Below are 24,649 nucleotides of genomic sequence, written 5' to 3'. Positions count from 1 at the left end.
CGTCGCCTGCATATTGTGCGCCGGTCAAGCGGGCGCCGGCGCCTGCAACAGCACTTTGGAGTCGCGGGCAATGGCAGGATTTCCGGAAAAGGCGAAGGTCGTCATCGTCGGGCTGGGCGGCATTGTCGGCGCATCGGTCGCCCATCACCTGATCGAGCGCGGATGGGACGATATCGTCGGCATCGACAAATCAGGCATCCCGACTGACATCGGCTCGACAGCGCACGCCTCCGACTTCTGCTACACGACCAGCCATGATTTCCTGTCCTGCTGGACGACGCTCTACTCCATCGATTTCTACGAGAAGATGGGCCATTACGCCCGCATCGGCGGCCTCGAGGTCGCCCGCGTCGGCGACGACGATCGCATGGCGGAGATCAAGCGCAAAATCGCCTCGGCAAAGGCGTTCGGCACGCGCGCCCGCCTGATCGAGCCGGCCGAGATCAAGCAGAAATTCCCGCTGATCGAAGAAGAGATGGTGCAGGGCGGCCTGTGGGATCCCGATGCCGGTCTCGTCATCCCGCGCTCGCAAACAGTCGCCGGCAAGCTGGTCGACCAGGCGGAAGCCTCCGGCAAGCTCAGATCCTTCGCGAACACACCGGCCAAGTCGCTTATCGTCGAGAAGGGGCGCATCAAAGGCGTGGTGACCGATCGCGGCACAATCGAAGCCGACTACGTGATTGTTTGCGCGGGTATCTGGGGCCGGTTGATCGCGGAAATGGTGGGCGAGGACCTGCCGGTGATGCCGATCGATCATCCGCTCACCTTCTTCGGGCCGTATACCGAGTTCGCCGGCACCGGCAAGGAGATCGGCTGGCCGCTGCTGCGCGACCAGGGCAATTCGGCTTACATGCGAGACACCGGCGATCCCAAGACCGCCGAAGGTGGGCAGATCGAGTGGGGCTATTACGAAGAGACCAATCCGCGCCTTTGCCATCCGCGCGACCTTCTGGAGAAGAACCAGGCCCGTCTTTCGCCCTCGCAGCGCGACCTCGACATGGAACAGATCCTGGCGCCGCTCGAGCGCGCCATGGAACTGACGCCGATCCTGGGCGAACTGGGCTACAATGAGAGCCATTCCTTCAACGGGCTTCTGCAGGTGACGGCAGACGGCGGCCCCTCTATGGGCGAGAGCCAGAAGGTGCGCGGCCTCTGGTATGCCGTCGCGATCTGGGTCAAGGACGGCCCCGGCATGGGCAAGCTCATCGCCGACTGGATGACCGACGGCCGGACGTCGATCGACCACCACGCCATCGACTACTCGCGCTTCTATCCACACCAGACGCAAGAGCAGTTCATCTGGGACCGCTGCACCGAAACGGCGATGAAGGTCTACAATCCGGCGGTCCATCCGCGTGAGCCCTTCTCTAAGGCTCGCGACGTGCGCCGCTCGCCCTTCTGGGAGCGCGAGAAGGAGCTCGGCGGCTATTTCATGGAACTGGGCGGCTGGGAGCGCGCGCATGGCTATGCCGCCAACGAGCACCTGCTCGATAAATACGGCAACCGGGTGCCGGTCCGTGAAAACGAGTGGGACAACCGCCATTTCTGGCGCGTCTCAAATGCCGAGCATCTCGCCATGAGCGAGGATTGCGGCATCGTCAACCTATCGCATTTCGCGATGTACGACGTGGAAGGCCCGGATCATGTTGCGCTGATGGAGTGGCTGTGCGCGGCCAAGATCGGCGGCGATACCAACATCGGCAAGGGCATTTATACCCACTTCCTCGACGACGAGGGCATGGTGCGCGCCGACCTGACCGTCATCCGCATGGCCGACCGCTGCCGCGTCATCGACGGCGCCGATGCCGGCCCGCGCGACTTCCAGTACATGCGGCGGACGGCAAAAGACAAAGGCTTCGATGTCACCATCACGGACGTGACTGAAAAATACGTGACCATCGGCATCTGGGGTCCGAACGCGCGGTCGACATTGCAGAAGGTCGTTGAGAACCCGGACGGGCTGACGCCGGAGAATTTTGCCTTCGCAGCGATCAAGCCTGTCAGGATTGCCGGAAAGGACGTGACCGCTTTCCGCATCTCCTATGTCGGCGAGCAGGGCTGGGAACTGCATATGCGATACGAAGACGGCCTGGCCGTCTGGGACGCGTTGCGTTCGACCGGCGTGATGGCTTTTGGTGTCGAGACCTATGCCAACAGCCGCCGCATGGAGAAGAGCCTGCGCCTGCAGAACGCGGATCTTCTGACGGAGTACAATCTGCTGGAGGCCGATCTTGCCCGCCCGAAGGTCAAGGAGGCCGATTTCAGCGGCAAGGCAAAGCATCTGGAATATCGCGCCCGAGCGCATCAGCCGGCCATGCTTTGCACGCTCGTCATGACGGACAATGTCGATCCCAAGGGGGTTGCCCGCTATCCGGTCGGCACGATGCCGGTGATGGACCCGCAAACGGGCGAGACGCTGGTCGACGAACTCGGCCGCCGGTCCTTCACGACCTCGATCGCCTATGGTCCGACCATCGGCAAGAACATTGCGCTCGCCTATCTGCCCTGGGCGTATTGCCAGGAGGGCCGCAAGCTGAATGTCGAGTATTTCGGCGAGACATACCCGGTCGAGGTGGCCGCTGTCGGCTACAAGCCGCTCTACGATCCGGAGAATCTCAATCCGCGCAGCTGAGCGATGATGACTTGCCGGGCCGCTACAATGGGGTGGCCTCGCAAAAACGTGAACGCAAGAGCCCAGCCCAGCGCTGGGCTTTTCGCTTTGTGACGCGACGATTCTCGCTTACCTTGCGGCATGTCTGCTTTTCCCCGCGCAAGACATCTCCTCTCTGCTGCCGCTGCGCTGACGCTGGTCCCCTGGCTGACGCCGCAATCCCGCGCCGCTGAGCCGGTCGACGTCGAGCTGGTTCTTGCCGTTGACGTTTCGCTTTCGATGTCGCCGGCCGAGCTCGAAATCCAGCGTCGCGGCTATGTGGCGGCGCTGACGCACGACACGGTGCTGCAGGCGATAGCCGATGGCGCCTATGGCAAGATCGCCGTCACCTATGTCGAATGGGCCGGCACGACCTGGCAGCATGTCATCGTGCCGTGGACGGTGATCGCCAATCGTGCCGACGCCGAGCGGGTGGTCGAGCAGCTCTCCGCCCATGCGCCCAACAGCGCCCGGCGCACCTCGATTTCCGGTGCCCTGCAGTTCGGCAGCGATCTCTTCGCCGAAAGCGGCTTTCGGGGCGTCAAGCGCGTCATCGACATTTCAGGCGACGGCCCCAACAATCAAGGTGCTCCCGTCGACGTGGTTCGTGACGGGTTGGTCAAGCAAGGCATCACCATCAATGGCCTGCCGCTGATGACCCGAAGCGGCTTCACCAGCGTCTACGACGTCAACTATCTCGACCGCTACTACACCGACTGCGTCATCGGTGGGCCCGGCGCGTTCATGATCCCGGTCAATGAGTGGACGCAGTTTCCCGAAGCGATCCGCCGCAAGCTGGTGCTCGAGCTTGCCGGGTCTGCCTCACCGCAATGGGCGGCGGACGAAGTCGCGCATCCGCCGGTGGTGCTGGCGCAAGACAAGCCGGCCACCGATTGCCAGGTCGGCGAGAAAATGTGGCGCGACCGAAGCTGGATGTACGACAGCCGCTAGAGCGCTTCATCGTTTCACGGAAACGCCGAACCGCTCTATCTCTTTGTTTTTGCGCAATTCCGGACGGAAAACCGGTTCGCACTTTTCCTGGAATTGCTCTAGATTTCAAGCGCTCCCCGCCAGAGGCTACGCGTGCAAGATGTTGGCTGTTTACGCGGCCAGCAACTGCTTGCGGTCGACGCGCTCCTGCTGCGGCGAGCGCGCATAGAGCTCGCGGTAGCATTTGGAGAAATGCGAGGCAGAGACAAAGCCGCAAGCGACCGCCACCTCGACCACCGGCATCGATGACTGGATCAGCAAGTGCCGGGCCCGATCGAGCCGGATTTCCAGATAGTAGCGGGCAGGGGATCTGCCCATCTCGGTGCGGAACAGGCGCTCGATCTGCCGGCGCGACAGGTCGACATGATCGGCGATCTCGATCAGCGACAGCGGCTCGGACAGGTTTGCTTCCATCAATTCGATGATGGTCAGCACTTTGGAGTTCTGCACGCCAAGGCGCGCGCGCAAAGGCAGGCGCTGACGATCGGTCGGGCTGCGCACGCGGTCGGTCAACACCTGCTCGCACACCCGGTTGACGAGATTGTCGTCGAAATCGTCGCCGATCAGCTTCAGCATCATGTCGAGCGCCGCAGTGCCGCCGGCGCAGGTGTAGATGTTCTGGTCGATCTCGAAGAGGTCGGCAAAGACATTGGCCTTCGGGAACGCCTCGGAAAAGCCCGGCAGGTTCTCCCAATGAATGGCGCAGCGCTTATTGGACAACAGGCCGGCGGCGGCCAATATATGTGCGCCGGTGCACAGGCCGCCGAGGGCGACGCCGCGGTTGTATTCCTCGCGCAGCCAGGCAAAGGCCGATTTGTTCTGGTAGCGCTCGACATTGATGCCGCTGCAGACGACCGCCATGTTCGGCCGTTCGGGGCCAGACATCTTCTTGCGCTCGTCCTCCAGCGAGGTGTTGACGGCGCATTCGACGCCGTTCGAGGCGCGCACCGGCTTGCCGTCGATGCTGGCGAGTCGCCAGCGATAGGCCTCGTAGCCGAGCATCCTGTTGGCCGAACGCAACGGGTCGAGCGCCGTCGCAAAAGCGATCATGGTAAAATCGGGGACCAGGAAGAACACAAACGATCGCTTGATCGGATGATTTACGACGTTCACAGGGTAGCCCTCACGCTGCAATGGCGCGAACAGGATGTCGCGATCAGCATAGCGACATCAGGAAAAACCTTTCCTGTCAATTGGCTAGGCGGCAACGGAAAGACTTTATTTGCGACATGGGTCGCAAATGGGCAATCGCTATGCGGTGACGGATCCAACATGCTGCCGGATTGAGCACATATGCCGGATGTGGTCGGCGCACGACAAAACGCCGCCTCGGCAGGACCGAAGCGGCGCTGTGATCAATTTCGAAGCAGCAGAAAGAAGCGCTGCTCGCAAGCTTGTCAGATCAGGCGACGAAACCAAGACGCGCGGCGGCCATGGCGCCGGTCTGGCCGGGCATGGTGTTGGCAAGGCGCTGGCGCTCGAGCGCGGTCGTCAGGTTCATTTCACGGCGAGCGAAAAGGCGGGCAAAAAGCTTCATGATCATCTCCATTCGGTTGCTCAGACGGGTCGCCTTCGCTTGATGGAGTGGGGCAGCTCGTTTGCTGGCGTTGATATAGGCTTACGTGAGGGGAAACTAAATCGCAAAAGCGAAGCACTTGATATGAAAAGCGACACGGAATGCGACATATTTGGGCATTCCGCCCAAGATTTATGATCACTTACAAGGCGTTAGTTCGAAATGTCGGCTGCTATGCAGCCCGTTCATATGCGCCATGCAGCGGCGACATGGCTCGGAAAGTCATTTGACTACAAATAAAAAGGCCTGCCGGACAGCGTCTGCGCGGCAGGCCTTCAGCTTTGAATACACACGATCTATTTTGCTCCACCAGCCCAGGATCCGACGCCATAGCGCGTGCTGGTCTTGGTGTCGGCGGCTTCGGGCCAGCCGATATCCTTCTGCAGTTCGATCGGCAGAGAGCGGATGGCGCGTTCGGTCTGGTAGCGGGCGCGGGCCGCGCTGAATTCGGTCGCGATGCGGCCGATGGATGACAGGATGGACATTTCATTCTCCTTTGCGTTGGGCCGGAAGTTTGCCCCGTATGAGAGCTACTTCAGGTTTGTTTCAGCTTCATTTCGTGTCGATTGCAGATCAATGTCACAGTCGTTTCAAGGCGGCCTTCGGTACGTCTGCCTTCGATGGAGTTGACTATCCTCCCAAAGTGATGTTCAATCAAACGAAATGGAATGATGGTTTGCATCAGAAAAATTGAAGGTCGATCCCGATGAACGCCCCACTCAATCATCCGTTGCCGCTGCTCGATCTCGACGTTTTGCGCACCTTCGTAGCGATCGCCGAGACCGGCAGTTTCACCACGGCGGCCAATGCCGTCTTCCGCACGCCATCGGCTGTTTCCATGCAGATCAAGAAGCTTGAGGACATTCTTGGTCGCTCTGTGTTCGCGCGCGACGCGCGCTCGGTGACGCTGACCACTGATGGCGAGATGCTGCTCGGCTACGCCCGCCGGCTGTTGTCGATCAACCGCGAGGTGGTGTCCAAGTTCATCATCCCCGATATTGTCGGGGTGGTGCGGCTCGGCTCGCCGGATGACTATGGCGAGCGCGTGCTGCCGCATGTGCTGAAGCGTTTTGCGCAGTCGCACCCCTCGATCGCGGTCGACGTCACCATCGACCAGAGTATCAATCTGCGCCGCCGCATGGACGACCGGGCGCTCGACATCACGCTACTCACCAATTCCTATAAGACCAGCGCGCTCGGCGCCGAGGTGCTGCTCACCGAACCGATCGTGTGGGCCGGCGCCAAGGGCGGTTGCGCGCATCTGCGCGAGCCGTTGCCGGTGTCATTGTGGGAAGAGGGTTGCGCCTGGCGGGCCGGGGCACTCGAAGCGCTCGGCCGTGAGGGCCGCAACTATCGCGTCGCCTATATGAGCGCGCATACGGCCGGCCAGCGCGCTGCGATCATGTCCGATCTCGCGGTGGCACCGCTGCCGAAATCGTTCCTCGGCAGCGAGATGGTTGAGCTTTGCCCGAAGGACGGCATGCCGGATATCGGCACCTACAATCTGGCCATGGTCGTGGCGCCGGACGCCAGCGCGCCGGTGAAGGCGGTCGCCGACCACATCCGTGCGACCTTCGAGGTGTTCAGGGAAACCGGCAAGTTCTGACTTAGAGCGCTTTGCGTTTTGGTGGAACCAAAACCGCGCTCCAAGTCTTTGTTTTAACGCATTTTGTCGGACGCCAAACGAAGACGTTTGGCTGCAAAATGCTCTAGCTACGACCTCAACGGCGCAGCCAAGTCGTGAGCGGGGTCGCCACGACCTGTCCTTTGCAGTGCCAATTCGCCGGCTTTGGCGTGATAGCTTTCGGTGTCGCTGGTCAGGAACGTCACGATGCTGTCCCGCGCGCGCCGCGCTTCTGGCATGTCGATCAGTGGCCAGACATGGAACATGCCTTGCTCGTGCACGACCTCTATCTCGACACCGGCGGCACGGGCCTTTTGCGCGAAGATCAGGTTGTCGGGGGTTAGCATATCGCGCGAACCGGTCAGAAGCAGCGTTTTCGGCAACACCGAGAGGTCGCCGTAAAGCGGGCTGATGCGCCAGTCACTGGGATTTATGCCGGCACTGTAGAGCCGGACCGCCTCCAGCCCGCCCGGAATTCCCAGCCACGGATCGTAGCGTTCCGCCTCGAACACTTCGGGGTTGGCGAGCGACAAGTCGAGGCCGGGCGAAATCAGCACATGGCGCGACGGTAAGGGCCGGTCGTCTTCTGCGGCCATCATGGTCAGCACCACGGCCATGTTGCCGCCGGCGGAATCACCCATGAAGACGATATCCTGCGCTTCCGTTTCGTCGAGCAGCTGACGGTAGACCTCGCCGACCATGCCGAACATGGCGTGGAAATCGTGTTCGGGAGCAATGGGATAGATCGGCACGGTAATGCCGAAGCCCAGCCGGTCGGCCATATCGGCGATCAGCCCCCAATGATAGGACGTGATTTGAAAGACATAGGCGCCGCCATGCAGGTAGAGAATCCGCTTTCGCACACCGGCCTTCGGCGCGATCTCGTAGACGGGAAAGCCGACCACGCTGCGCGTCGTGATCTCGAAACGCGATCGCAGCGGTGCGGGCGGCTGATGATTCTCCGTCTTGCGCGCATACGCGATCCAGCGCTGCAGGTTTTCCGGGCTGGAAAAGGCCTGCTTGCGGCTATGCCTGAGCACGAAGGACACGACGTGGCTTTTGAGACTTGGCATGCGGACACACGGACTTCGGCTGAGCCGACTAAGAGAACCCCTCGCTATCGAAGATCGTGCCTTCGCCCAAAATGTCAAGATTTGCGCAGTCTTAACACGGCGGTGTGATCTGGCTGGCAATCAAGGCCAGCGTCCAGTCTGGCTCGCTGCAATGCTCAGCGCCGGGGCAGCAGTGCGGCGCGCAGTCGACGGTCGCTTGCCGCCGGAGCCGCATGACGGCTCCGGCGCTTGGCCAGCAGCTTGCATTTGTCGGCGAAGGTCATCAGCGCGCCGAACCCAGGAGCAGAGCCGAGAAGGTGACCTGCGGGTCTTCGCGCGGCGACACGGGCCAGCCGATGTCCCTCTGAATTTCGGGCGGCAGGCTGTTCAGCGCCCGGACGGACCTGTTTCTTTTGTGTGCATTCCTGATGGCCATACCATAGCGGCCGAGGCTTTCGAACATCGACATCTTCATCTCCTTTGGAGTGCTGCGGCGGCCGAAAGTTATTTCCTGCCTGCCGTTCGATGCCGGTTAAATGCGCCGCACATGTATCTGGTGGATTACACGAAAACAGCGCCTTGTTTCAGTTTGGGCTGATCCGGAAACATTTGCATGCAAACGAGAATAATGAGGGCGAAATGCAGCTTTCGCCGGCGGGATGTTACCCCCGGCCGCGCCGTGCCGCGTGGCCTTCGCGCGAACGTCGCCGCGGGGCGGCATCGCCGGCAATGCCGTCCTCGCTGACCGTCTTGCGCGGTGGCAGCTTCACCGCCGCCGACAGTTTCGGGAACGGGTCGACCTTGTTCGGCAGCGCCATGGCGTAGACGAAATGTTCCTGGAATTTCGGCTCCAGCGCGGTCTCGATCTTCTCGATCTGGCTCACTGTTTCCTCGATCTCGCGGCGATAGCCGCGATTGAGCAGCGCCATGCGCGCACCGGCGCCGGCGGCATTGCCGACGGCCGAGACCTTGTCGAGATCGCAATCGGGGATCAGTCCCAGCACCATGGCGTATTTCGGATCGATAAAGGAGCCGAAGGCGCCGGCGAAATGGATGCGGTCGACATGATCAGTGTGCTGCTTTTCCATCAACAGCTTGGTGCCGGCATAAAGGGCGGCCTTGGCGAGTTGGATGGCGCGCACATCGGTCTGGGTGATGGTGATCCTCGGCTCGCCTTCCTTCAGCACATAGGAGAAGGTGCGGCCACTGGCAGTGACGCGCGGCGAGCGGGCGGAGAGGCTGCCGTCGACGACACCGTCCTCGGAGATGATGCCGGCCAGATACATCTCGGCAACCACCTCGATGATGCCGGAGCCGCAGATGCCAGTGACGCCGGTCGCCTGCACGCTGTCGAGGAAGCCGGGCTCGTCGGACCACAGTTCCGAGCCGATGACGCGGTATTTCGGCTCCAGCGTGTCGGGATCGATGCGGACGCGCTCGATGGCGCCGGGCGCGGCGCGCTGACCGCCGGAGATTTCCGCGCCCTCGAAGGCGGGGCCGGTGGGCGAGGAGGCCGCCACGACCCGCTGGCGATTGCCGAGCACGATCTCGGCATTGGTGCCGACGTCGACGATCAGCATCATCTCATCCTGCCGGTGCGGACCCTCCGACAGCGTCACCGCAGCCGCGTCGGCGCCGACATGGCCGGCGATGCAAGGCAGCATATAGAGCCTGGCGCCCTGATTGAGCTTCAGGCCGATATCCGACGCCTTGATGTGCACGGCGCCCGAGACGGCCAGCGCGAAGGGCGCGCCGCCGAGTTCGGTCGGGTCGATGCCGAGGAACAGGTGATGCATGATCGGATTGCCGACGAAGACGGAATCCAGGATGTCGTTGCGCTGGACGTTGCCCTCCGCGCAGACCTTGTCGACGAGACCCGAGATCGCCTCGCGCACAGCGACCGTCATGCCCTCGCGGCCGTCCGGGTTCATCATCACATAGGAGACGCGGCTCATCAGATCCTCGCCGAAGCGAATCTGCGGGTTCGACGTGCCAGACGAGGCGGCGACGCGGCCCGACAGCAGCGACACCAGATGCATGGCGATGGTGGTCGAGCCGATATCGCAGGCGAGCCCGTAGGCCTCGTTCTTGAGACCGGGCCACAAAGAGATGACCCGCGCGGTCTCGCTGTCGGCATCCTTGTGGATCGCGGCGGTCGCGGTCCAGTTGCCTTTGCGCAAGATGCCTTGGACCTGCGGCAACAGATGGAAGTCGAAATCGAGGCTCTTGAGCCCCCAGTCCTTCATCAGCGCGATCTTCAGGCGATCGAGATCGCCTGAAGGATTGTGCATGTCGGGCTCTTCAATCTCGACATAGCACATGTGGATTGCCGAATCGCGGGCGATGACCCTGGTGTCGGCGTCCTTGCGGATGGTCTGCGCGTTGATGACCGTGTCCTGCGGCACGTCGACGACGAGATCGCCGAGGATCTGCGCCGAGCAGGACAGGCGGCGCCGTTCGGGCAGGCCGCGCACGCGTTCGTAGCGCTCTTCCTTGGCGCCCTTGGGCGAGATGTGGTCATTGGAGGAAACGATCTTGTGCTTGGCGAAGTTGCCTTCCTGCACCTCGACCTGGCAGCGTCCGCAAGTGGCGCGTCCGCCGCACACGCTCTCGACATAGACGCCGAGCTGGCGTGCGGCGTCGAGCACCGGCGTGCCGACCGGAAACCGCCCGCGCTTGCCGGACGGCATGAACAGCACGAGCGGATCGGTGATGTTGGCAGGAGAGTTCACGATTGCGCGCTTATCCTCGGGCCATACGGGCTTCACGGCCACCGCGCCGGCGGCCGCCATTGCCATTGCCTTCGCCCGGCGCGTTGACTTGCGTCGGCGCTGCGATCGCCTGGCCGCCTTCGGCCGGCTTGTAGTCCTTGTATGTCCTGATCCAGTTGGTGCAGTTCTCGTCGGTGCCGTTCAGCACGTTGGCGCCGCGTACCGCTTCCATCTCCTGCGGTCGCACCGGGTTCATGATCGCCGAGGTCATGCCGGCGCCGATCACCATCGGGATGAAGGCGGCGTTGATGCCGTGGCGGTGCGGCAGGCCGAACGAGATGTTAGAGAGGCCGCAGGTGGTGTTCACCTTGAGCTCTTCACGCAGGCGGCGCAGCAGGGCAAAGACCTGGCGGCCGGCATCGCCCAGCGCGCCGATCGGCATGACCAGCGGGTCGACGACCACATCATGCGCTGGAATGCCAAAATCGGCGCAGCGCTCGACGATCTTCTTGGCGACGGCGAAGCGCACGTCCGGATCCATCGAAATGCCGGTCTCGTCGTTGGAGATGGCGACCACCGGAACGTTGTATTTCTTGACCAGCGGCAAGATGGCTTCGAGCTTTTCTTCCTCGCCGGTGACGGAGTTGACCAGCGGCCGGCCCTTGGCGACCTTGAGCGCCGCCTCGATCGCGGCGGTCACCGAACTGTCGATCGACAGCGGCAGGTCGACCAGTCCCTGCACGATCTCCAGCGTCTGCACCAGCAGGCCGGGTTCGGTCTCGTTCGGATTGACAGAGGTCACGCCTGCATTGACGTCGAGCATGGTCGCGCCGCAGGCGGCCTGTTCCAGCGCGTCCCTGATGACAGTGTCGAAATTGCCCGCGATCATCTCGGCGGCGAGCTTCTTGCGCCCGGTCGGATTGATGCGTTCGCCGATCACGCAGAAGGGCTGGTCAAAGCCGATAATGATTTCTCGTGTCGCCGAGGCGACGATCGTCCGGGTCATGAAATCTCTCCGTCGTGATATAAAGACTTCTTTATATCGTTTCTGATCTCGATCAAGCGAATGGTGACCGTCCGCGCCATCAATGCGCAGTCTTGACCATGTCGACCTGCGTTTCGGTGATCTCGTCGTGCAATATGTGGTCTAGACGGTCGGCGACGAGCTGGTCGTCGCGGCGGATTTCGCGTTTCCAGGGCTGGCGACCCTTCAGCACACCCGATTCATCGACGATCTCGGCGACATATTCCTCATGGCGGTAGGCCATCACATGGACGCCGGAGACGCCGGGAATTTCCTTCACCTCGTTGATGATGTCGATGCAGAGCTGCTTGCCTTCCTTCTTCTGATCCTGGGCGCCTTCCAGCCGCTTGACGATCTGATCGGGGATATGAATGCCCGGCACGTTGGAGCGGATCCATTTGGCGGTCTTGGCCGAGGCCAGCGGTCCGACGCCGCACAGGATGAAGCATTTTTCCGTAAAACCGAGATCCCGGATCTGCTGCATGTAGGTGCGAAACATCGGCACGTCGAAACAGTATTGGCTTTGCACAAATTGCGCGCCCGCCGCGATCTTCTTGCCCAGCCGGTAGGGGCGGAAATCGATCGGCGGCGCGAACGGGTTGATCGCCGCACCGAGGAAAAGCTGCGGCGGCGTCGTCAGCTTGCGGCCGGACAGGAATTTGCCGTTGTCGCGCATGATGCGGCAGGTTTCCAGCAATGACATGCAGTCGAGATCGAACACCGGCTTGGCGCCGGGCTGGTCGCCGGCCTGGACCCCGTCGCCTGTCAGGCACAGCATGTTGGCGACGCCCATCGCCGCCCCGCCCAGCACGTCGCCCTGGATGGCGATGCGGTTCCTGTCGCGGCAGGCGATCTGCATGATCGGGGCATAGCCCATGCGGGTCAGCAGCGCACAGATCCCGACCGAGGACATGTGGCAGTTGGCGCCCGACGCGTCGACGGCGTTGATGGCGTCAACCCAGCCGTCGAAGATTTTGGCGCGGTTGTAGACATCTTCCGGATCGGCGCTGTCGGGCGGGTTGAGCTCGGTGGTCACCGCGAACTCACCGCGCCTCAGGACGCGCTCCAAGCGTCCGCGCGACGTGTGGCCGGGCAGGGGCTCAAGCGGCAGATGAATGCCGGCCGGGTTCTCGTCGCGCTGGCGGCCGATCATGTCGGTGCCCCGGTCTTCGGAGCGTTACGGGCGGCTTCGCGCGCGGCTGCGGCCTGCGCGGTCACCCGCAGCCATGCCGAGGTCTCGCGCAGCGACTGGTCGACCGGCTTCTGCACGTCGAGGATCTTGTCGCCATGCTTCATGTTGCGTGAGCCTTCCCAGGCCTTGACCCAGACGCAGGGCATATCAGGCTCGACCTCGCAATTGCCGTTGGCACGCACGCCGCCGCAAGGGCCGTTGCGCAATTGCTTGGGGCAATTCATCGGGCACGACATGCCAGTGGAGGAAAGGATGCACTGGCCGCACATGCGGCAATCGAACATAAAACCCTTGACGCGTTTTTCGACGAATTTGATCGGGGCTTCGACGCGGCCGTAACCGATGCCCTTCCACAGCGGGTGGAGAGTCAAGAACATGTCGGCGAACCTGGCGTAGAACCATTCGAGCAATCGCGAATGCCGCACGGACCACAGCCTGACCGCGAACGAGCGCTGCACGCGCCGCTGCGGCGACACGTCGGCCGGCTTGTAGTCGGATTTCGGCGCCGCCTTCTTGACCAAAGTGGCCTGGGTAACCGCCGGGGTTGGTTCAGGCATCTTCTTTTCCGCCCGCCTTGACCAGAGCGACCAGCCGCTCGCGGTCGTATTTCGCGTCGATATCCTGAAAGGCTTTTTCAGCCTCGCCTTCAAGATCGTCGCTGACCGGCACGGGGTCGGCCTTGCGCCATTCGGCCAGGTAGTCGTCGGTACCGCCGGCGCCGGTGCGCATCGCACACATGTCGATCGCCTCGGTGAAGCGCAGCGGCAGTTCGCGCTTGGCGTTCTGCCGGCCCTTCTTGACGATGACCTGCGCGGGGATGTCGCGCCAGTAGACGACGATCAGATCGGCCATGAATTTCTTACTCCTCGTGTTCCGAGCATTGCCGGAAGCGCTGTTGGGCTGCTTGTTATGGGACGACGCGCGCGCATTCAAAAGCGACGCAATCGCAGGGCGCAAAAGGAAAGGTGGAAATTTTCGATGCTTGGCTTGGTTTGGATCAGCCGCCGCGACGATCGAAGCTGCCGACGAGCTTCCTGTGGAAGCGAACGTAGCCTCGCTCGGTCGTGCGCAGATGCTCGGCGACGATCTGGTGGAAGCGCGGCAGGCGGTGAAAGGGAACGGCCGGATAACAGTGATGCTCTGAATGGTAAGGCATGTTCCACGCCACGAAGCGCACAAGCCTTGTGGTAAAGGTGGTGCGGGTGTTTTCGAGCATGTTGGCGACATGCGGGCACAGTGCGTGCTCGGCCAGCAGATAGGCCCGCAAAAAGGGTTGGCCGACGAGCACCGGCACAATCCAGACCCACAGCAGCAGCGCCGACTGCGCGACCAGCGAGGCCACCAGCAGCACCGCATAGGCGATCAGGAACCAACGTGCTTCCGAAATCACCTTGTCGCGGCCCTTTTCCGGCACGAAGCCGTCGCGGTTGCGGCCGGCGGCGTTGACGACAGTCACGCGCGCCATGCCGATCCAATAGGGGAGGCCGGAGAGATAGCGCAAATACTGGGCGATGGTCTCCGGTTTCGGGCTCATGAGTTCGGGATCATTGTCCGGATCGTGCGTGTGTCGGTGGTGCGCGAAATGGAAATAGCGGAACCAGACCGGCGGCAGCAGGATCAGGAAGCCGGTCACGGTGGCGATGGCGCGATTGAGCCACGCTGTCCTGAAAGCGGTTTCGTGGATGGTCTCGTGCAACAGCGTGAAGAAGAAGACGATCAGGATCCCCTGCGGCAGCATGATAATGGGCCAGAATGGGATGCGGGCGGTGATCATCGCGCCCAGCACGACAACCAGTCCGCCATGGACAGCCAGCCGGACAATGCCGGGCCTATCCAGCTTGGCGGTGAGGTCGCGACGATCCTCGACCGACAGACCGGCGATAATGGTGCGGTGGTCGATTTCGCTCATGCCTGCAAGCTTATCGCCGAGGCGCTGTCCGGTAAATCGGCGCTCCTTACCAGACGCCGGTTTTTACGCCGGTCCAGAGGTAGAACCAGATCGTCGGATGATACCATTGTTTGGAAGGCAGGCCGGGATCTGAGGTGGCAAGCTTGTCGGCCAGCGCATCCCTGACCGCCTCGACGCAGATGTCGCGTGAGAATGCCGCCTGCCGCAGCGCATAGCTTGAAATCGTATCGCCTGCCTCAGGCTTGCCGCGCACCTGCCGCAGCACGCCGCCGGTGTCGACGCCGGCGTCGACCAAATGCACGGTGGTGCCGAAGTTCTCCGCATCGCCGGAGGCCAACGCCCAGTAGCCGCCATTCATGCCGCGATACTTCGGAGCGATGCCGGCATGGTAATTGAGGACCGGGCAAGGAATTCTGGCAAGTGTCTGCCTCGACAGCAGGCGGCAGCCAGCGAGCAGCACGACGCCGGGCTGGATTTCCCTGATCGCCTGCAGGCACTCCGGCGCATTGGCTGAGGGAACGTGGATGATCGCTTGTCCGGGCTTTGATTCCGTCTGCAGCTTCTGTTCGGCGATGATGCGGGCTGCATGCCCGGCGAAAAACCGCTTGCCGAGCCGCGTCAGCACCATTGTGCCGAGCTGCCCGATGGCCTGTAGCCAGCCTTGGCGCCGGGCGCGCCCGAGCAGCAATTGCTTTTTGGATTCAGGGCTTTCGAGGATGACGCTCACCGGCCCGAGTCGGTCAGAGATGGCGTTGACGATGGCCCAGATATGCGGACCGCCTTCGGTGACGACGACGATCGGCCGCGGATTTGATTTCAACGGTTCCATGTTTGTGCCGCCCCGAAAAGACCTGCTCTCAGCGGGCGAGATGCTAGGCCGGCCGGGTTAATCCTTGGTGATCGGAACCAGGGCCGCAGGCTCAGCGCTTGAATTCAAGGATGTCGAGCTTCGATTCGTGATAGGGCGCCGGGAACTCGATGCGCCATTCGTTGACGCTGTTGCGAAAGGCGTAGCCGACCTGATCGCTTTGTGGGCCGCTGCCATAGGGTTTCGCGGGATCGTTGTTGACGGAGAAGGAGCCGAGATAGATCGAGCGCTTTTCGCCGTCGTCGAAGAAACGGCCCTTGGTGCGGTGCGAGCCGGTGATTTTTTCCAGCATCCAGCCCGAACCATCGTCGCTCACCTTGCACTTGAACCAGCCATAGATGACGAGCGGGCTTAGTCCGCCAGCCTTGATGGTGCGGCATTGCCAGTTGCCGGTCAGGTCCTTGTCGGAAAACGAGACCAGCGGCTTTGCCAGCAAGGCGTCGAGCTGCTTGACCTCGGCGGCGTCGCCGGCCTTGGCTTCATCAAGGGCGGCCTTACGCGTCTCATCATATTTGTCGAGCCTCACCTTGTCGGCGGGCGTGATCAGCTTCTGCACCTCGCCATCGGCGAGCGCGGGCAGGGCGAAGCAGACAACGCCGCGGCGGCAATCAAGAGGCGAGCAATCATCGGTGCGTTTCCCGGTCGATGGCTGGAACAGCCTGTTTTCTCGTTTGGCACATAACTTACCCGTTCGCGGAGGCCTGTCATCCGTGCTTAACAGCGGCCAGGTTAAAATTCGTGGTTTCGCCGATGCGGATCTTGCTTACGGGATCGTCAGGCTGGCTGGGCAGCGCGCTGGCGCCGCGCCTGCGGGCCCTTGGCCATGACCTCGTCGGCCTCGATCCCGTCCCGTCGGTGCAAACGCAGGTGATCGGCTCGGTCGCCGACCGTGATCTGGTCATGCGGACGGTCAGCAAAAATCACATCGAGGCGATCATCCACAGCGGCGCGCTGCACAAGCCTGACATCGAACACCAACGTAATGAGGATTTCATCGAGACGAATGTGCGCGGCACGCTCAACCTGCTCGACGCGGCGGTGGCATCAGGCATTCAGCGCTTCGTCTTCACGTCGACGACCTCGCTGATGATCTCGAAAGCCATACGCGCCGGCTTGACCGGCGGTGCGCGCAAGGCCGCCTGGTTGACGGAAGACATGTCGCCCGAGCCGCGCAACATCTACGGCGTCACCAAGCTTTCGGCCGAACATCTTTGCCGCCTCTATCACATTCAGTCCGGACTGCCGGTGATCGTGCTGCGCACCGCAAGGTTTTTTCCCGAAGCAGACGACATGGGGCATGCGATCGAGCAGTCGGACGCCAACATCAAGGCCAATGAGCTGTTGTTTCGCCGGCTGACCGTGGAAGATGCCGCCGAGGCTCATGCCGCGGCGCTGGAGAAGGCGCCACAGCTAGGCTTCGACATCGTCATCGTCTCAGCGCCAACGCCGTTCCGACCCGACGATTGCGAGGCATTGATCGCCGACGCACCGTCCGTCGTGGCGCGCTATTTTCCGGAATTTCCGGCACTCTATGCGCGGAAAGGCTGGACGATGTTTTCCTCGATCGACCGTGTCTACGACGCCTCGCGGGCGAGGGACAGGCTGGGCTTCGTCTGCAAGACGAGCTTTGCCGATGTGCTCGCCGCGCTTGCAGCGGAAGAAGGGACCGCCTGATCGAACGGTCAGCCGTGTGCGGCGCTGGCCAGCTCCGCCGTCAGGTCGCCATAACCGGTCGAGCGGCGCTCATAAGCGAGGCCGAGCATTTTCGCGGCCTTCTCGGCGACCTTGTCGAGTTCCGGATCGTCGGTCTGGGCGATATAGATCAGCTTCTCGTAATTGCCGAAATAGTCCTTGATCAGCTCCGGATGCCTGTCGAGGCCGAGCGGCTTCATGAAGAAGGCGTCGAACTGGCGGCACAGGAAGTCGGTCATGTAGAACGACATCATGTCGTCATCGGCGACCTTCGCATAGGCGTCCATGCCCTGGTAGAAGGCAAAGCAATGCGGCCCGGCCATGCGTTTGACGCCATGCTTCTCGCAGACGCGGTCGAGCAGGCCGCCGGTGCCGCAATCGGCGTAGCCGACGAAGATGTTTCTATAGCCATCCGCCTTGGCCTTCTCGATTGCCTTGTCCATGGCCGGCGCGATGCGGTCCGGGTAGAAATGGAACTCCGCCGGCAGGCAGGTCAGGTCGAGATGGTCGAGCCCCAGCTGCTCCTTGACGGCCAGAACTTCGCGCGCAATCATCCCGCAGGCGATGACGAGCAGCCTGTCGCCTTGATCGGGTTGTAGTTTTTGCACGGCGCTCATAGAACCGGGTTTCGTTGCTATTTGTTTCGAATCTATCGAACGAGGGAGACACCGTCCATGAAACTGTTGCGCCTTACACCCATTGCCATTCTCGCTTGCGCCCTGGCACTTTCGGCCTGCGCCAACACCGTCCGCGGCGTCGGCAAGGACGTCAAATCGACAGCAAACGCGGTTGAGGACACCGTCGAGAATCCCTGATCCGCAATCTCATCAACGCGCATCGCGATCAACGTAGTTCAAGCGATGCGCGTTAAGTCCTTGTAACATCTGGGAACAGCAAAGTCGCGCTGCAAGGCGCGACTCGGTTTAGTGTGCATGCCGAATTCGCCGAGATCGGGCCGAGGCGCGGACGTCGTGTCCGCCTGTTGCAATTGTTTTCTTCGGGGGCAGGCACGAAAATTTGACTTTTCGAGCAGGGGATATGCCGTTACCCTTTTCTAGTACCCTTAACAACGAAACTAGGAGCCTTACGATGAAGACCGCTCTCTTAGTTGTCGCCGCTCTGGGCCTTTCTGTGTCCGGCGCCGCAGCGGAATGTGTTGGCCACACCAAAACGACGGCTTCCGTAGATCAGCAAACCAAAGCTGCAAGCGTAGATCAGCAAACCAAAGTCGCAAGCATTGCAAATACGACAACTGCCGACACGCCGGTCCTGAAAAAGGAAGAGGCGAAAGAGTCAGAATAGGCGTTTCAACCCGCCCGAACGCCCCGAGCAAGGCTTGCCGCGCTCAACGTCCCGTTTAATGGTTTCATCGGGTATGTTCGCTACGCGGATCGCTGTCGCTTACTAAATGTTTTGACATGCCAGCGTTACGCGCCGCATCGGCCTTTATCATAGCATCAGTACGGGCTTCCGTACTGATGCTCCTGTCTTCTCCTCGCCAGCTCAGGCCGAAGCGCGGACGTTGTGCTTGCGCTTCATGAAGTCCTTGGCGGTCTCGACCGCCACGGCGGCGTCGCGGCAATAGGCGTCGGCGCCGACGGCCTTGCCGAACTCCTCGTTGAGCGGCGCGCCGCCAACCAGCACGACATAGTCGTCGCGGATGCCCTTTTCCTTCATCGTGTCGATGACGACCTTCATGTAGGGCATGGTCGTCGTCAGCAGCGCTGACATGCCGATGATGTCGGGCTGGTGCTGCTCGATGGCGTCGAGATATTTTTCCACCGCATTGTTGATGCCGAGGTCGATGACGTCGAAGCCGGCGCCTTCCATCATCATGCCGACAAGGTTCTTGCCGATGTCGTGGATGTCGCCCTTGACGGTGCCGATCACCATCTTGCCCTGCTTAGGCGCGCCGGTGGCGGCGAGCAGCGGACGCAGGATGAACATGCCGGCTTTCATCGCGTTGGCGGACAACAGCACTTCCGGCACGAACAGGATGCCGTCGCGAAAATCCTCGCCGACGATGCGCATGCCTTCGACCAGTGCCTCGGTCAGCACCTTGTAAGGCGCCCAGCCGCGCTCGAGAAGGATATTGGTGCCTTCCTCGATCTCTTCCTTCAGCCCGTCATAAAGGTCGTCGTGCATCTGCTGCACGAGCTCGTCGTCGGAAAGCTCGGAAAGGATGATCTCGTCGTCGGCCATTTTTAATCCAGCTCCTTGCCGCACGGATACAGTTGCGGGGCCTCAAATATCACGTCAATACCTAACCCGCTACAGCCTTGCGTCCATAGCTGATTTGCGACTTCCCGCAAAAGGAAAGCGACCGCAAATCTATTGGAATTCTTGTCGATTTTGCGACAGGCGTTGGCGCTGGCGGGCCGTTTCGAATAGGGTGCATGGCTACGATCCGGCCAGAAGGCGCAATATGCGGCCGTAACAATTACGCCAGAACAAAAGTCAGGGAAGAACGATCATGAGTGAGAACGCGCCGGTCGACCAGGAAGCGTCAAACGCGCGGCGCGGACGTGCCGCCAGCGGTGGTGCCGCTGCCCGGCGGGCAGCGCGCTCGGGTGGCGGCCCCGGCACCCAGCTCACCTACATCAAGCGCAAGATCAACGTCTATGAGGTGCTGGACGAGGAAGGGCTGGCGCTGATCGAGAAAAACACCGACACGGTGCTCGAAGAGATCGGCATCATCTTTCGCGACGACGCCGAGGCGCTGCAGCTGTGGAAAGAGGCCGGCGCCGACGTCAAGGGCGAGCGCGTGCATTTCCCGAAAGGCCTCTGCCGCTCGCTGTTGAAGACAGCGCCGTCCGTCTATACCCAGCACGCCCGCAATGCCGAGCGCTCAGTGCAGATCGGTGGCAACGCCACCGTCTTCGCGCCGGTCTACGGACCACCCTTCGTGCGCGACCTCGACGGCGTCAGGCGCTATGCAACGATCGAGGATTTCCGCAATTTCGTGAAGCTCGCCTATATGGCGCCGTCGATCCACCATTCGGGCGGCACGGTATGCGAGCCGGTCGACGTGCCGGTCAACAAGCGCCATCTCGACATGATCTACAGTCATATCAAATATTCGGACAAGCCGTTCATGGGCTCGGTCACCGCGCCGGAGCGCGCCGAGGACACGGTGGCGATGGCAAAAATCGTGTTCGGCGACGATTTCGTCGAGAACAACACGGTGCTGACCAGCCTGATCAACGCCAATTCGCCGATGGTGTTCGACGAGACCATGCTGGGGGCGCTGAAGGTCTATTCGCGCCACAACCAGGCCTGCATTGTCACGCCGTTCATCCTCGCCGGCGCGATGAGCCCGGTGACGGTCGCCGGCACGCTGACCCAGGTTCTGGCCGAAGTGCTGGCCGGCGCGTCGTTCACGCAGCTGATCCGGCCGGGCGCACCGGTGCTGTTCGGCACCTTCGCCTCGTCGATCTCGATGCAGTCGGGCGCGCCGACCTTCGGCACGCCGGAGCCGTCGCTGGTTTCCTATGGCGCGGCGCAGCTCGCGCGCCGGCTCGGCTTGCCGTTCCGCACCGGTGGTTCGCTGTGCGCCTCGAAAGTCCCGGACGCGCAGGCGGCGTACGAGAGCGCCAACACGCTGAACTCGACGATCCTTGCCGGCACCAATTTCGTGCTGCATTCGGCCGGCTGGCTCGAGGGCGGGCTCGCCTCCTGCTACGAAAAGTTCATGATGGACATCGACCAGCTCGGCATGACGCAGAAGTTCTCGGAAGGCGTCGACCTGTCGGAAAACGGCCAGGCGATGGATGCCATCCGCCAGGTGGGTCCAGGCAGCCATTATCTCGGCTGTGACCACACCCAGGCCAATTTCCAGACCGCCTTCTACCGTTCCAACATCGCCGATAACAATTCCTACGAGCAGTGGTTGGCCGAAGGCGAAAAGACCGCGCCGCAGCGCGCCAACGAACTCGCCCGCCGCTGGTTGGAAAGCTACGAGGCGCCGTATCTCGATCCGGGCATCGACGACGGGCTGAAGGATTTCATCGGCAGGAAAAAGGCGTCAATGGCCGACGCCTTCACCTGAAAGGAGCCCGAGTCAGGCGGGGCTAAAGTCGCCAACATCATCCACAAGGAAGTCTGGCGGAGCGCCTTCTCCGACCCGGACCGAAAGGGATGATTTGAGTCCGCCCCTCCGACGTCTTCGGACATCGCTTGCCCGGAGACCGATATGGCTCGAAGGAAGGTTTTCAAGGGTGTTGCGATCGATATCGCCAGTCGTTCGTGAGCCGTAACAACGACGTTAATGGCTACTGGGGCGTTGGCAAACTCCATTCATTGGCACAAGAAAATTCGACGTCCAAAATTCGAATAGACCTGTCAGAAGAGTCTTCCGCGACATTGCCAGCCTTCGCTTCGATGATAGGACGGTATCGTTCCATGATTGAGGCCCAAGCCGCGGTTCGCGGCTTGAAACTTCAAACTTGTTCGATCGAGGTGGAGTTTGACCTGTCTCGGAATATCATTGATGCCCCTGTCTGCTCGGATGACGAAAACGGGTTTAGGTGCTGGTTGACGATCGTCGATGATCGGGGGAAGGCTTGGAGCCATATGGTCTCGGGGTGTTCCCGCCCTCACGATCCGAAACGAGAGTCACGCAGCTTACGAGCTTCATAAGGCGACTATGTCCGATGTGACGTCCTTTGGGTTGCAATCTCACGGGTCGCGACCTCGTTATGAAGGCGTTGGCAAGGCCTTGGCCGCTCACGGTCTCATGCTTCGCGGTGGGTTCAATTTCGCAGTATGTGAAGCGCCTCCACCTAGCCCCTCTGGCGCTGCCGCCAGATCCGTCTTGCTGGTGGGGCAGGCGGGCGCCGCGCCATGGCCGCATTTCCTGCGTTGGCGGGGGACGACCGTGATCAATCCGCTCAGCGACCGGCAGCCAGCATGTTGGTGGCCACCGCGATCCCGTGCTATTCCGCTCGCCTAGCTGAAGGCGTTCACCTTTGATGGATGAGCGATTTATCGGGGGACGGGTGCGGATGCCTTTCAATCCAGTCAGGCGAAACCGGAATATTGGCACGCCGAAGCAGGGCCATGGGCAAAACAACCGCATGATCGTTCCCCGACCGTGGATATCCGCTGGATGGTGTGCGGCGCAGCTCAATCCTGGCCAGATGCTGCGCAGGACGGTGAATGGCAGGGACGTAACACTCATTGTCGAAAAGACGAGCGGTGGGTGTGTTCACGCATGCTCGGTCGAAGATGTGGTCTTCCTTCTCTCTCATGTTCCTCTCGCTGACTGGGCCGGGCTGGAAACATTTGTCTTGCGCCAACCGACGCGAAAAGCGCGCGTACTCAGACCGGCGTGGGGGCGAATGTTTTATTATGCCGATCTTGGTTTTCGCGGATCCTCCATCGAAAAAAGTGGTCCGGCCTTATTTTTGGAAGCCTGTAACGTTGGCGACACCATCGAATGGTCCACATCGCTGGACCCTGAGGATGCGGCAGAGTTGGACAGACTTCGTTTGGATGGTCACAAAGTCAGCCGGGTTGGGAAGAAGCATCTCGTTTCCACCTCACTCGATTCCGTGCGAGCCACGCAGCTCTATCGCACGCTTCTGCATGAGATCGGTCACTGGGTTGATTGGCTTGGAAAAGTGGAAGCGCCGTTCGCCCAAGGTGAGGACTACTCAACACTTTATGACCGCTATTTTGCCCGGCCCAAAGGTGAAGTAGAGGCGTTTGCGCATCGCTACGCCGACAATTTGCGTGAGACGCTTGAGAAAAGGGGAGTAATCCCGTTTTCAAGGATCGAAGGGTGACAGAGTTCCTTGAGCGCAGCATGGTCGAAACCGTCGCGGCTGCGCTTTCCGCTCACGGTCTCATGCTTCGTGGCGGCTTCAATTTTACGGACGGCGAGCAAGCACCTTCCGGTCTCTCTGGCGCTGCCGCCAGATCCGTGCTGTTGGTGGGGCAGGCGGGCGCTGCGCCGTGGCCGCATTTCCTGCGCTGGAAAGGAAGCCAACCGCAAACCATCGCCAATCCGCTCGATACGTGGTCGCGTGAAGTGATCGGCGCGGTGGCGAAGAAATTCGGCGCGCGTGCCGTGTCACCGTCCGACAGGCCGTATCTGCCGTTCCAGCAATGGGCGAAGCGGGCGGAGGGACTGAAGCCGTCGCCGCTCGGCATCCTCATGCATCCGCAATACGGGCTCTGGCACGCCTATCGCGGCGCGCTGCTGTTCGAGGACGAGATTGCGCTCCAAGAACCTCGCGACGTGATTCACCTTTGCGATGCATGTCTGGAAAAACCTTGCCTGAAATCCTGTCCGGTCGACGCGTATTCTGCGGATGGTTTCGCGCATGAAACGTGTCTGGCGCATGTGCGTGGGCAAAACGGCGCGCCTTGCCGAACCGGCGGTTGTCTCGATCGCAACGCCTGTCCCTATGGCACGGCCTATCGCTATCCCCCAGAGGCTCAAGCTTTTCACATGGCGGCGTTTGCGCGTCTTTAGCATCGCCGAATGCCGCACGGAATCTTGAATGCGGTTGCCTCATTACGACTTGCCCTGACGGACTGCGCGGATATCTATCGCACGACAAGTCAAAGGAGTGGTGATGGCGAAGCGGGACATTCAGATCAAAACCAGCGACGGCTTGGCAAAAGCCGGTCTGTTCCGCTCGGCAGCCCCGGCCAAGGCGGCTATCATCCTCTATATGGACGCTTTTGGCCCGCGGCCGGCGCTCGACCAAATGGCGGAACGGCTTGCAGGCGACAATTACGCGGTATTGGTCCCGGACCTTTTCTACCGCAACGCGCCCTACGGCCCTTTCGAGGCCAAGACCGCATTCAGCGACGAGAAGCGCAAGGCCGTCATCACGGGTCTTCTCAGCGGCACGACCCAGGACATGACCATCCGCGACAGCGGCGCTTTCCTCGATGCGCTCGATGCCGAAGGCGTGGCCGGACCAGTCGGCGCCGTCGGCTATTGCATGGGCGGAGCGCGGGCGCTGAATGCAGCCGCGGCCTATCCCGACCGCATCGTTGCCGCCGCCAGTTTCCATGGCGGCAATCTGGCGAGCGATGCTGCCGACAGCCCGCATCGGAAGGCTGCGTCGATCAAGGCGCGGGTCTATGTCGGCACGGCTGGTGTGGACCGCAGCTTCCCACCCGAACAGTCGGCGCGGCTGGCCGAAGCGCTGCGCACGGCCGAGGTCGACCACGTCATCGAAAACTATGCCGGCATGGCGCATGGCTGGTGCGCGCCGGACCACAGCGCCTTCGATGCAACCGGCGCTGAGCGCCACTGGAAGCGGCTGACGACGCTGTTCGCGGAGACGCTCGGGTAGGGCGCAGATGGTCTTCAAGTGACCGCCTCCCAAAAAATTTCTTCCATC

At 61.6% G+C, this 24,649-nt stretch carries 25 protein-coding genes; 11 read left to right on the top strand and 14 right to left on the bottom strand.

What is annotated here, in order from left to right:
• The first annotated feature begins 70 nt into the window (after nucleotides 1–70).
• On the top strand, nucleotides 71–2,632 hold the full coding sequence (locus tag RPG13_RS23535; protein ID WP_337126113.1) for a GcvT family protein: 2,562 nt from the start codon (nucleotides 71–73) through the stop codon (nucleotides 2,630–2,632).
• Between the two features lie 120 nt (nucleotides 2,633–2,752).
• Nucleotides 2,753–3,601, top strand: coding sequence for a DUF1194 domain-containing protein (locus RPG13_RS23530; protein WP_337126111.1), 849 nt, complete (start codon nucleotides 2,753–2,755; stop codon nucleotides 3,599–3,601).
• Between the two features lie 150 nt (nucleotides 3,602–3,751).
• Here the strand turns inward: RPG13_RS23530 and RPG13_RS23525 are convergent, their stop codons facing one another.
• On the bottom strand, nucleotides 3,752–4,690 hold the full coding sequence (locus RPG13_RS23525; protein ID WP_348627380.1) for a GlxA family transcriptional regulator: 939 nt from the start codon (nucleotides 4,688–4,690) through the stop codon (nucleotides 3,752–3,754).
• 190 nt (nucleotides 4,691–4,880) lie between these two features.
• On the opposite strand from RPG13_RS23525, the gene RPG13_RS23520 reads away from it, so the two are divergent.
• Nucleotides 4,881–5,354 (top strand): hypothetical protein, encoded by a 474-nt coding sequence (locus RPG13_RS23520; protein WP_337127101.1) that lies wholly within the window; start codon nucleotides 4,881–4,883, stop codon nucleotides 5,352–5,354.
• A 158-nt stretch (nucleotides 5,355–5,512) separates the two neighbouring features.
• Here RPG13_RS23520 and RPG13_RS23515 read toward each other — a convergent pair whose 3' ends face one another.
• A complete protein-coding gene (locus RPG13_RS23515) occupies nucleotides 5,513–5,701 on the bottom strand; it encodes a hypothetical protein (RefSeq protein ID WP_127294378.1) in 189 nt (62 codons plus the stop codon).
• 221 nt (nucleotides 5,702–5,922) lie between these two features.
• On the opposite strand from RPG13_RS23515, the gene RPG13_RS23510 reads away from it, so the two are divergent.
• Nucleotides 5,923–6,822: a LysR substrate-binding domain-containing protein gene (locus tag RPG13_RS23510; protein ID WP_095486712.1), complete on the top strand. Its 900-nt coding sequence runs from the start codon at nucleotides 5,923–5,925 to the stop codon at nucleotides 6,820–6,822.
• A 107-nt stretch (nucleotides 6,823–6,929) separates the two neighbouring features.
• On the opposite strand, the gene RPG13_RS23505 is transcribed toward RPG13_RS23510, so the two are convergent.
• The 10 genes from RPG13_RS23505 to RPG13_RS23460 form a co-directional block, all read right to left on the bottom strand.
• Nucleotides 6,930–7,913 (bottom strand): alpha/beta hydrolase, encoded by a 984-nt coding sequence (locus RPG13_RS23505; protein WP_337126110.1) that lies wholly within the window; start codon nucleotides 7,911–7,913, stop codon nucleotides 6,930–6,932.
• A gap of 262 nt (nucleotides 7,914–8,175) precedes the next feature.
• Nucleotides 8,176–8,361, bottom strand: coding sequence for a hypothetical protein (locus tag RPG13_RS23500; protein WP_095486758.1), 186 nt, complete (start codon nucleotides 8,359–8,361; stop codon nucleotides 8,176–8,178).
• A gap of 193 nt (nucleotides 8,362–8,554) precedes the next feature.
• Nucleotides 8,555–10,684: an ASKHA domain-containing protein gene (locus tag RPG13_RS23495; protein ID WP_126107443.1), complete on the bottom strand. Its 2,130-nt coding sequence runs from the start codon at nucleotides 10,682–10,684 to the stop codon at nucleotides 8,555–8,557.
• Nucleotides 10,635–11,609, bottom strand: a complete 975-nt coding sequence (locus RPG13_RS23490) for a methyltetrahydrofolate cobalamin methyltransferase (protein ID WP_077383680.1) — start codon at nucleotides 11,607–11,609, stop codon at nucleotides 10,635–10,637. The genes RPG13_RS23495 and RPG13_RS23490 overlap by 50 nt, the downstream gene beginning before the upstream one ends.
• 79 nt (nucleotides 11,610–11,688) lie before the next feature.
• Complete coding sequence (locus RPG13_RS23485; protein WP_337126109.1) at nucleotides 11,689–12,780, bottom strand: methylenetetrahydrofolate reductase; 1,092 nt, start codon at nucleotides 12,778–12,780, stop codon at nucleotides 11,689–11,691.
• Nucleotides 12,777–13,376 carry a methylenetetrahydrofolate reductase C-terminal domain-containing protein gene (locus RPG13_RS23480; protein WP_095486707.1) on the bottom strand — a complete coding sequence of 200 codons (600 nt, stop codon included), beginning with the start codon at nucleotides 13,374–13,376 and terminating at the stop codon, nucleotides 12,777–12,779. Before RPG13_RS23480 ends, RPG13_RS23485 begins: the two co-directional genes overlap by 4 nt.
• Nucleotides 13,369–13,671: a virulence factor gene (locus tag RPG13_RS23475; protein WP_095486706.1), complete on the bottom strand. Its 303-nt coding sequence runs from the start codon at nucleotides 13,669–13,671 to the stop codon at nucleotides 13,369–13,371. The genes RPG13_RS23480 and RPG13_RS23475 overlap by 8 nt, the downstream gene beginning before the upstream one ends.
• Before the next feature lie 145 nt (nucleotides 13,672–13,816).
• Nucleotides 13,817–14,728 (bottom strand): fatty acid desaturase, encoded by a 912-nt coding sequence (locus tag RPG13_RS23470; protein WP_245329949.1) that lies wholly within the window; start codon nucleotides 14,726–14,728, stop codon nucleotides 13,817–13,819.
• Between the two features lie 46 nt (nucleotides 14,729–14,774).
• Nucleotides 14,775–15,557 (bottom strand): formyl transferase, encoded by a 783-nt coding sequence (locus tag RPG13_RS23465; protein WP_095486705.1) that lies wholly within the window; start codon nucleotides 15,555–15,557, stop codon nucleotides 14,775–14,777.
• A 91-nt stretch (nucleotides 15,558–15,648) separates the two neighbouring features.
• Entirely contained in the window at nucleotides 15,649–16,152 is a 504-nt protein-coding gene (locus RPG13_RS23460) for a DUF4893 domain-containing protein (protein WP_337126105.1), read from the bottom strand.
• A gap of 194 nt (nucleotides 16,153–16,346) precedes the next feature.
• Between RPG13_RS23460 and RPG13_RS23455 the strand changes: the two genes are divergently transcribed.
• On the top strand, nucleotides 16,347–17,270 hold the full coding sequence (locus tag RPG13_RS23455) for an NAD-dependent epimerase/dehydratase family protein (RefSeq protein ID WP_095486703.1): 924 nt from the start codon (nucleotides 16,347–16,349) through the stop codon (nucleotides 17,268–17,270).
• A gap of 8 nt (nucleotides 17,271–17,278) precedes the next feature.
• Here RPG13_RS23455 and RPG13_RS23450 read toward each other — a convergent pair whose 3' ends face one another.
• Nucleotides 17,279–17,905 (bottom strand): DUF1638 domain-containing protein, encoded by a 627-nt coding sequence (locus RPG13_RS23450; RefSeq protein WP_095486702.1) that lies wholly within the window; start codon nucleotides 17,903–17,905, stop codon nucleotides 17,279–17,281.
• A gap of 57 nt (nucleotides 17,906–17,962) precedes the next feature.
• Between RPG13_RS23450 and RPG13_RS23445 the strand changes: the two genes are divergently transcribed.
• On the top strand, nucleotides 17,963–18,103 hold the full coding sequence (locus RPG13_RS23445) for an entericidin A/B family lipoprotein (RefSeq protein ID WP_095486701.1): 141 nt from the start codon (nucleotides 17,963–17,965) through the stop codon (nucleotides 18,101–18,103).
• Between the two features lie 274 nt (nucleotides 18,104–18,377).
• Complete coding sequence (locus tag RPG13_RS23440) at nucleotides 18,378–18,590, top strand: hypothetical protein (protein ID WP_095486756.1); 213 nt, start codon at nucleotides 18,378–18,380, stop codon at nucleotides 18,588–18,590.
• A 201-nt stretch (nucleotides 18,591–18,791) separates the two neighbouring features.
• Here RPG13_RS23440 and RPG13_RS23435 read toward each other — a convergent pair whose 3' ends face one another.
• Nucleotides 18,792–19,490 (bottom strand): corrinoid protein, encoded by a 699-nt coding sequence (locus RPG13_RS23435; RefSeq protein ID WP_095486700.1) that lies wholly within the window; start codon nucleotides 19,488–19,490, stop codon nucleotides 18,792–18,794.
• Nucleotides 19,491–19,761: 271 nt separating this feature from the next.
• Here RPG13_RS23435 and RPG13_RS23430 point away from each other — a divergent pair, with 271 nt between their 5' ends.
• The 4 genes from RPG13_RS23430 to RPG13_RS23415 all read left to right on the top strand — a co-directional run bounded on the left by RPG13_RS23430 (nucleotide 19,762) and on the right by RPG13_RS23415 (nucleotide 24,601).
• Nucleotides 19,762–21,336, top strand: a complete 1,575-nt coding sequence (locus tag RPG13_RS23430; RefSeq protein WP_095486699.1) for a trimethylamine methyltransferase family protein — start codon at nucleotides 19,762–19,764, stop codon at nucleotides 21,334–21,336.
• 922 nt (nucleotides 21,337–22,258) lie between these two features.
• A complete protein-coding gene (locus RPG13_RS23425) occupies nucleotides 22,259–23,074 on the top strand; it encodes a hypothetical protein (RefSeq protein WP_128284445.1) in 816 nt (271 codons plus the stop codon).
• 20 nt (nucleotides 23,075–23,094) lie between these two features.
• Nucleotides 23,095–23,766 carry a hypothetical protein gene (locus RPG13_RS23420; protein ID WP_095486697.1) on the top strand — a complete coding sequence of 224 codons (672 nt, stop codon included), beginning with the start codon at nucleotides 23,095–23,097 and terminating at the stop codon, nucleotides 23,764–23,766.
• 103 nt (nucleotides 23,767–23,869) lie between these two features.
• Nucleotides 23,870–24,601, top strand: a complete 732-nt coding sequence (locus RPG13_RS23415; protein WP_095486696.1) for a dienelactone hydrolase family protein — start codon at nucleotides 23,870–23,872, stop codon at nucleotides 24,599–24,601.
• Nucleotides 24,602–24,649 lie beyond the last annotated feature (48 nt).

The organism is Mesorhizobium sp. ISC15, from assembly GCF_037162615.1.
Classification (GTDB): Bacteria; Pseudomonadota; Alphaproteobacteria; order Rhizobiales; family Rhizobiaceae; genus Mesorhizobium; species Mesorhizobium mediterraneum.
Note: the sequence above shows the minus strand (reverse complement) of the source record. Positions and strands in the feature narration are given on the sequence as shown.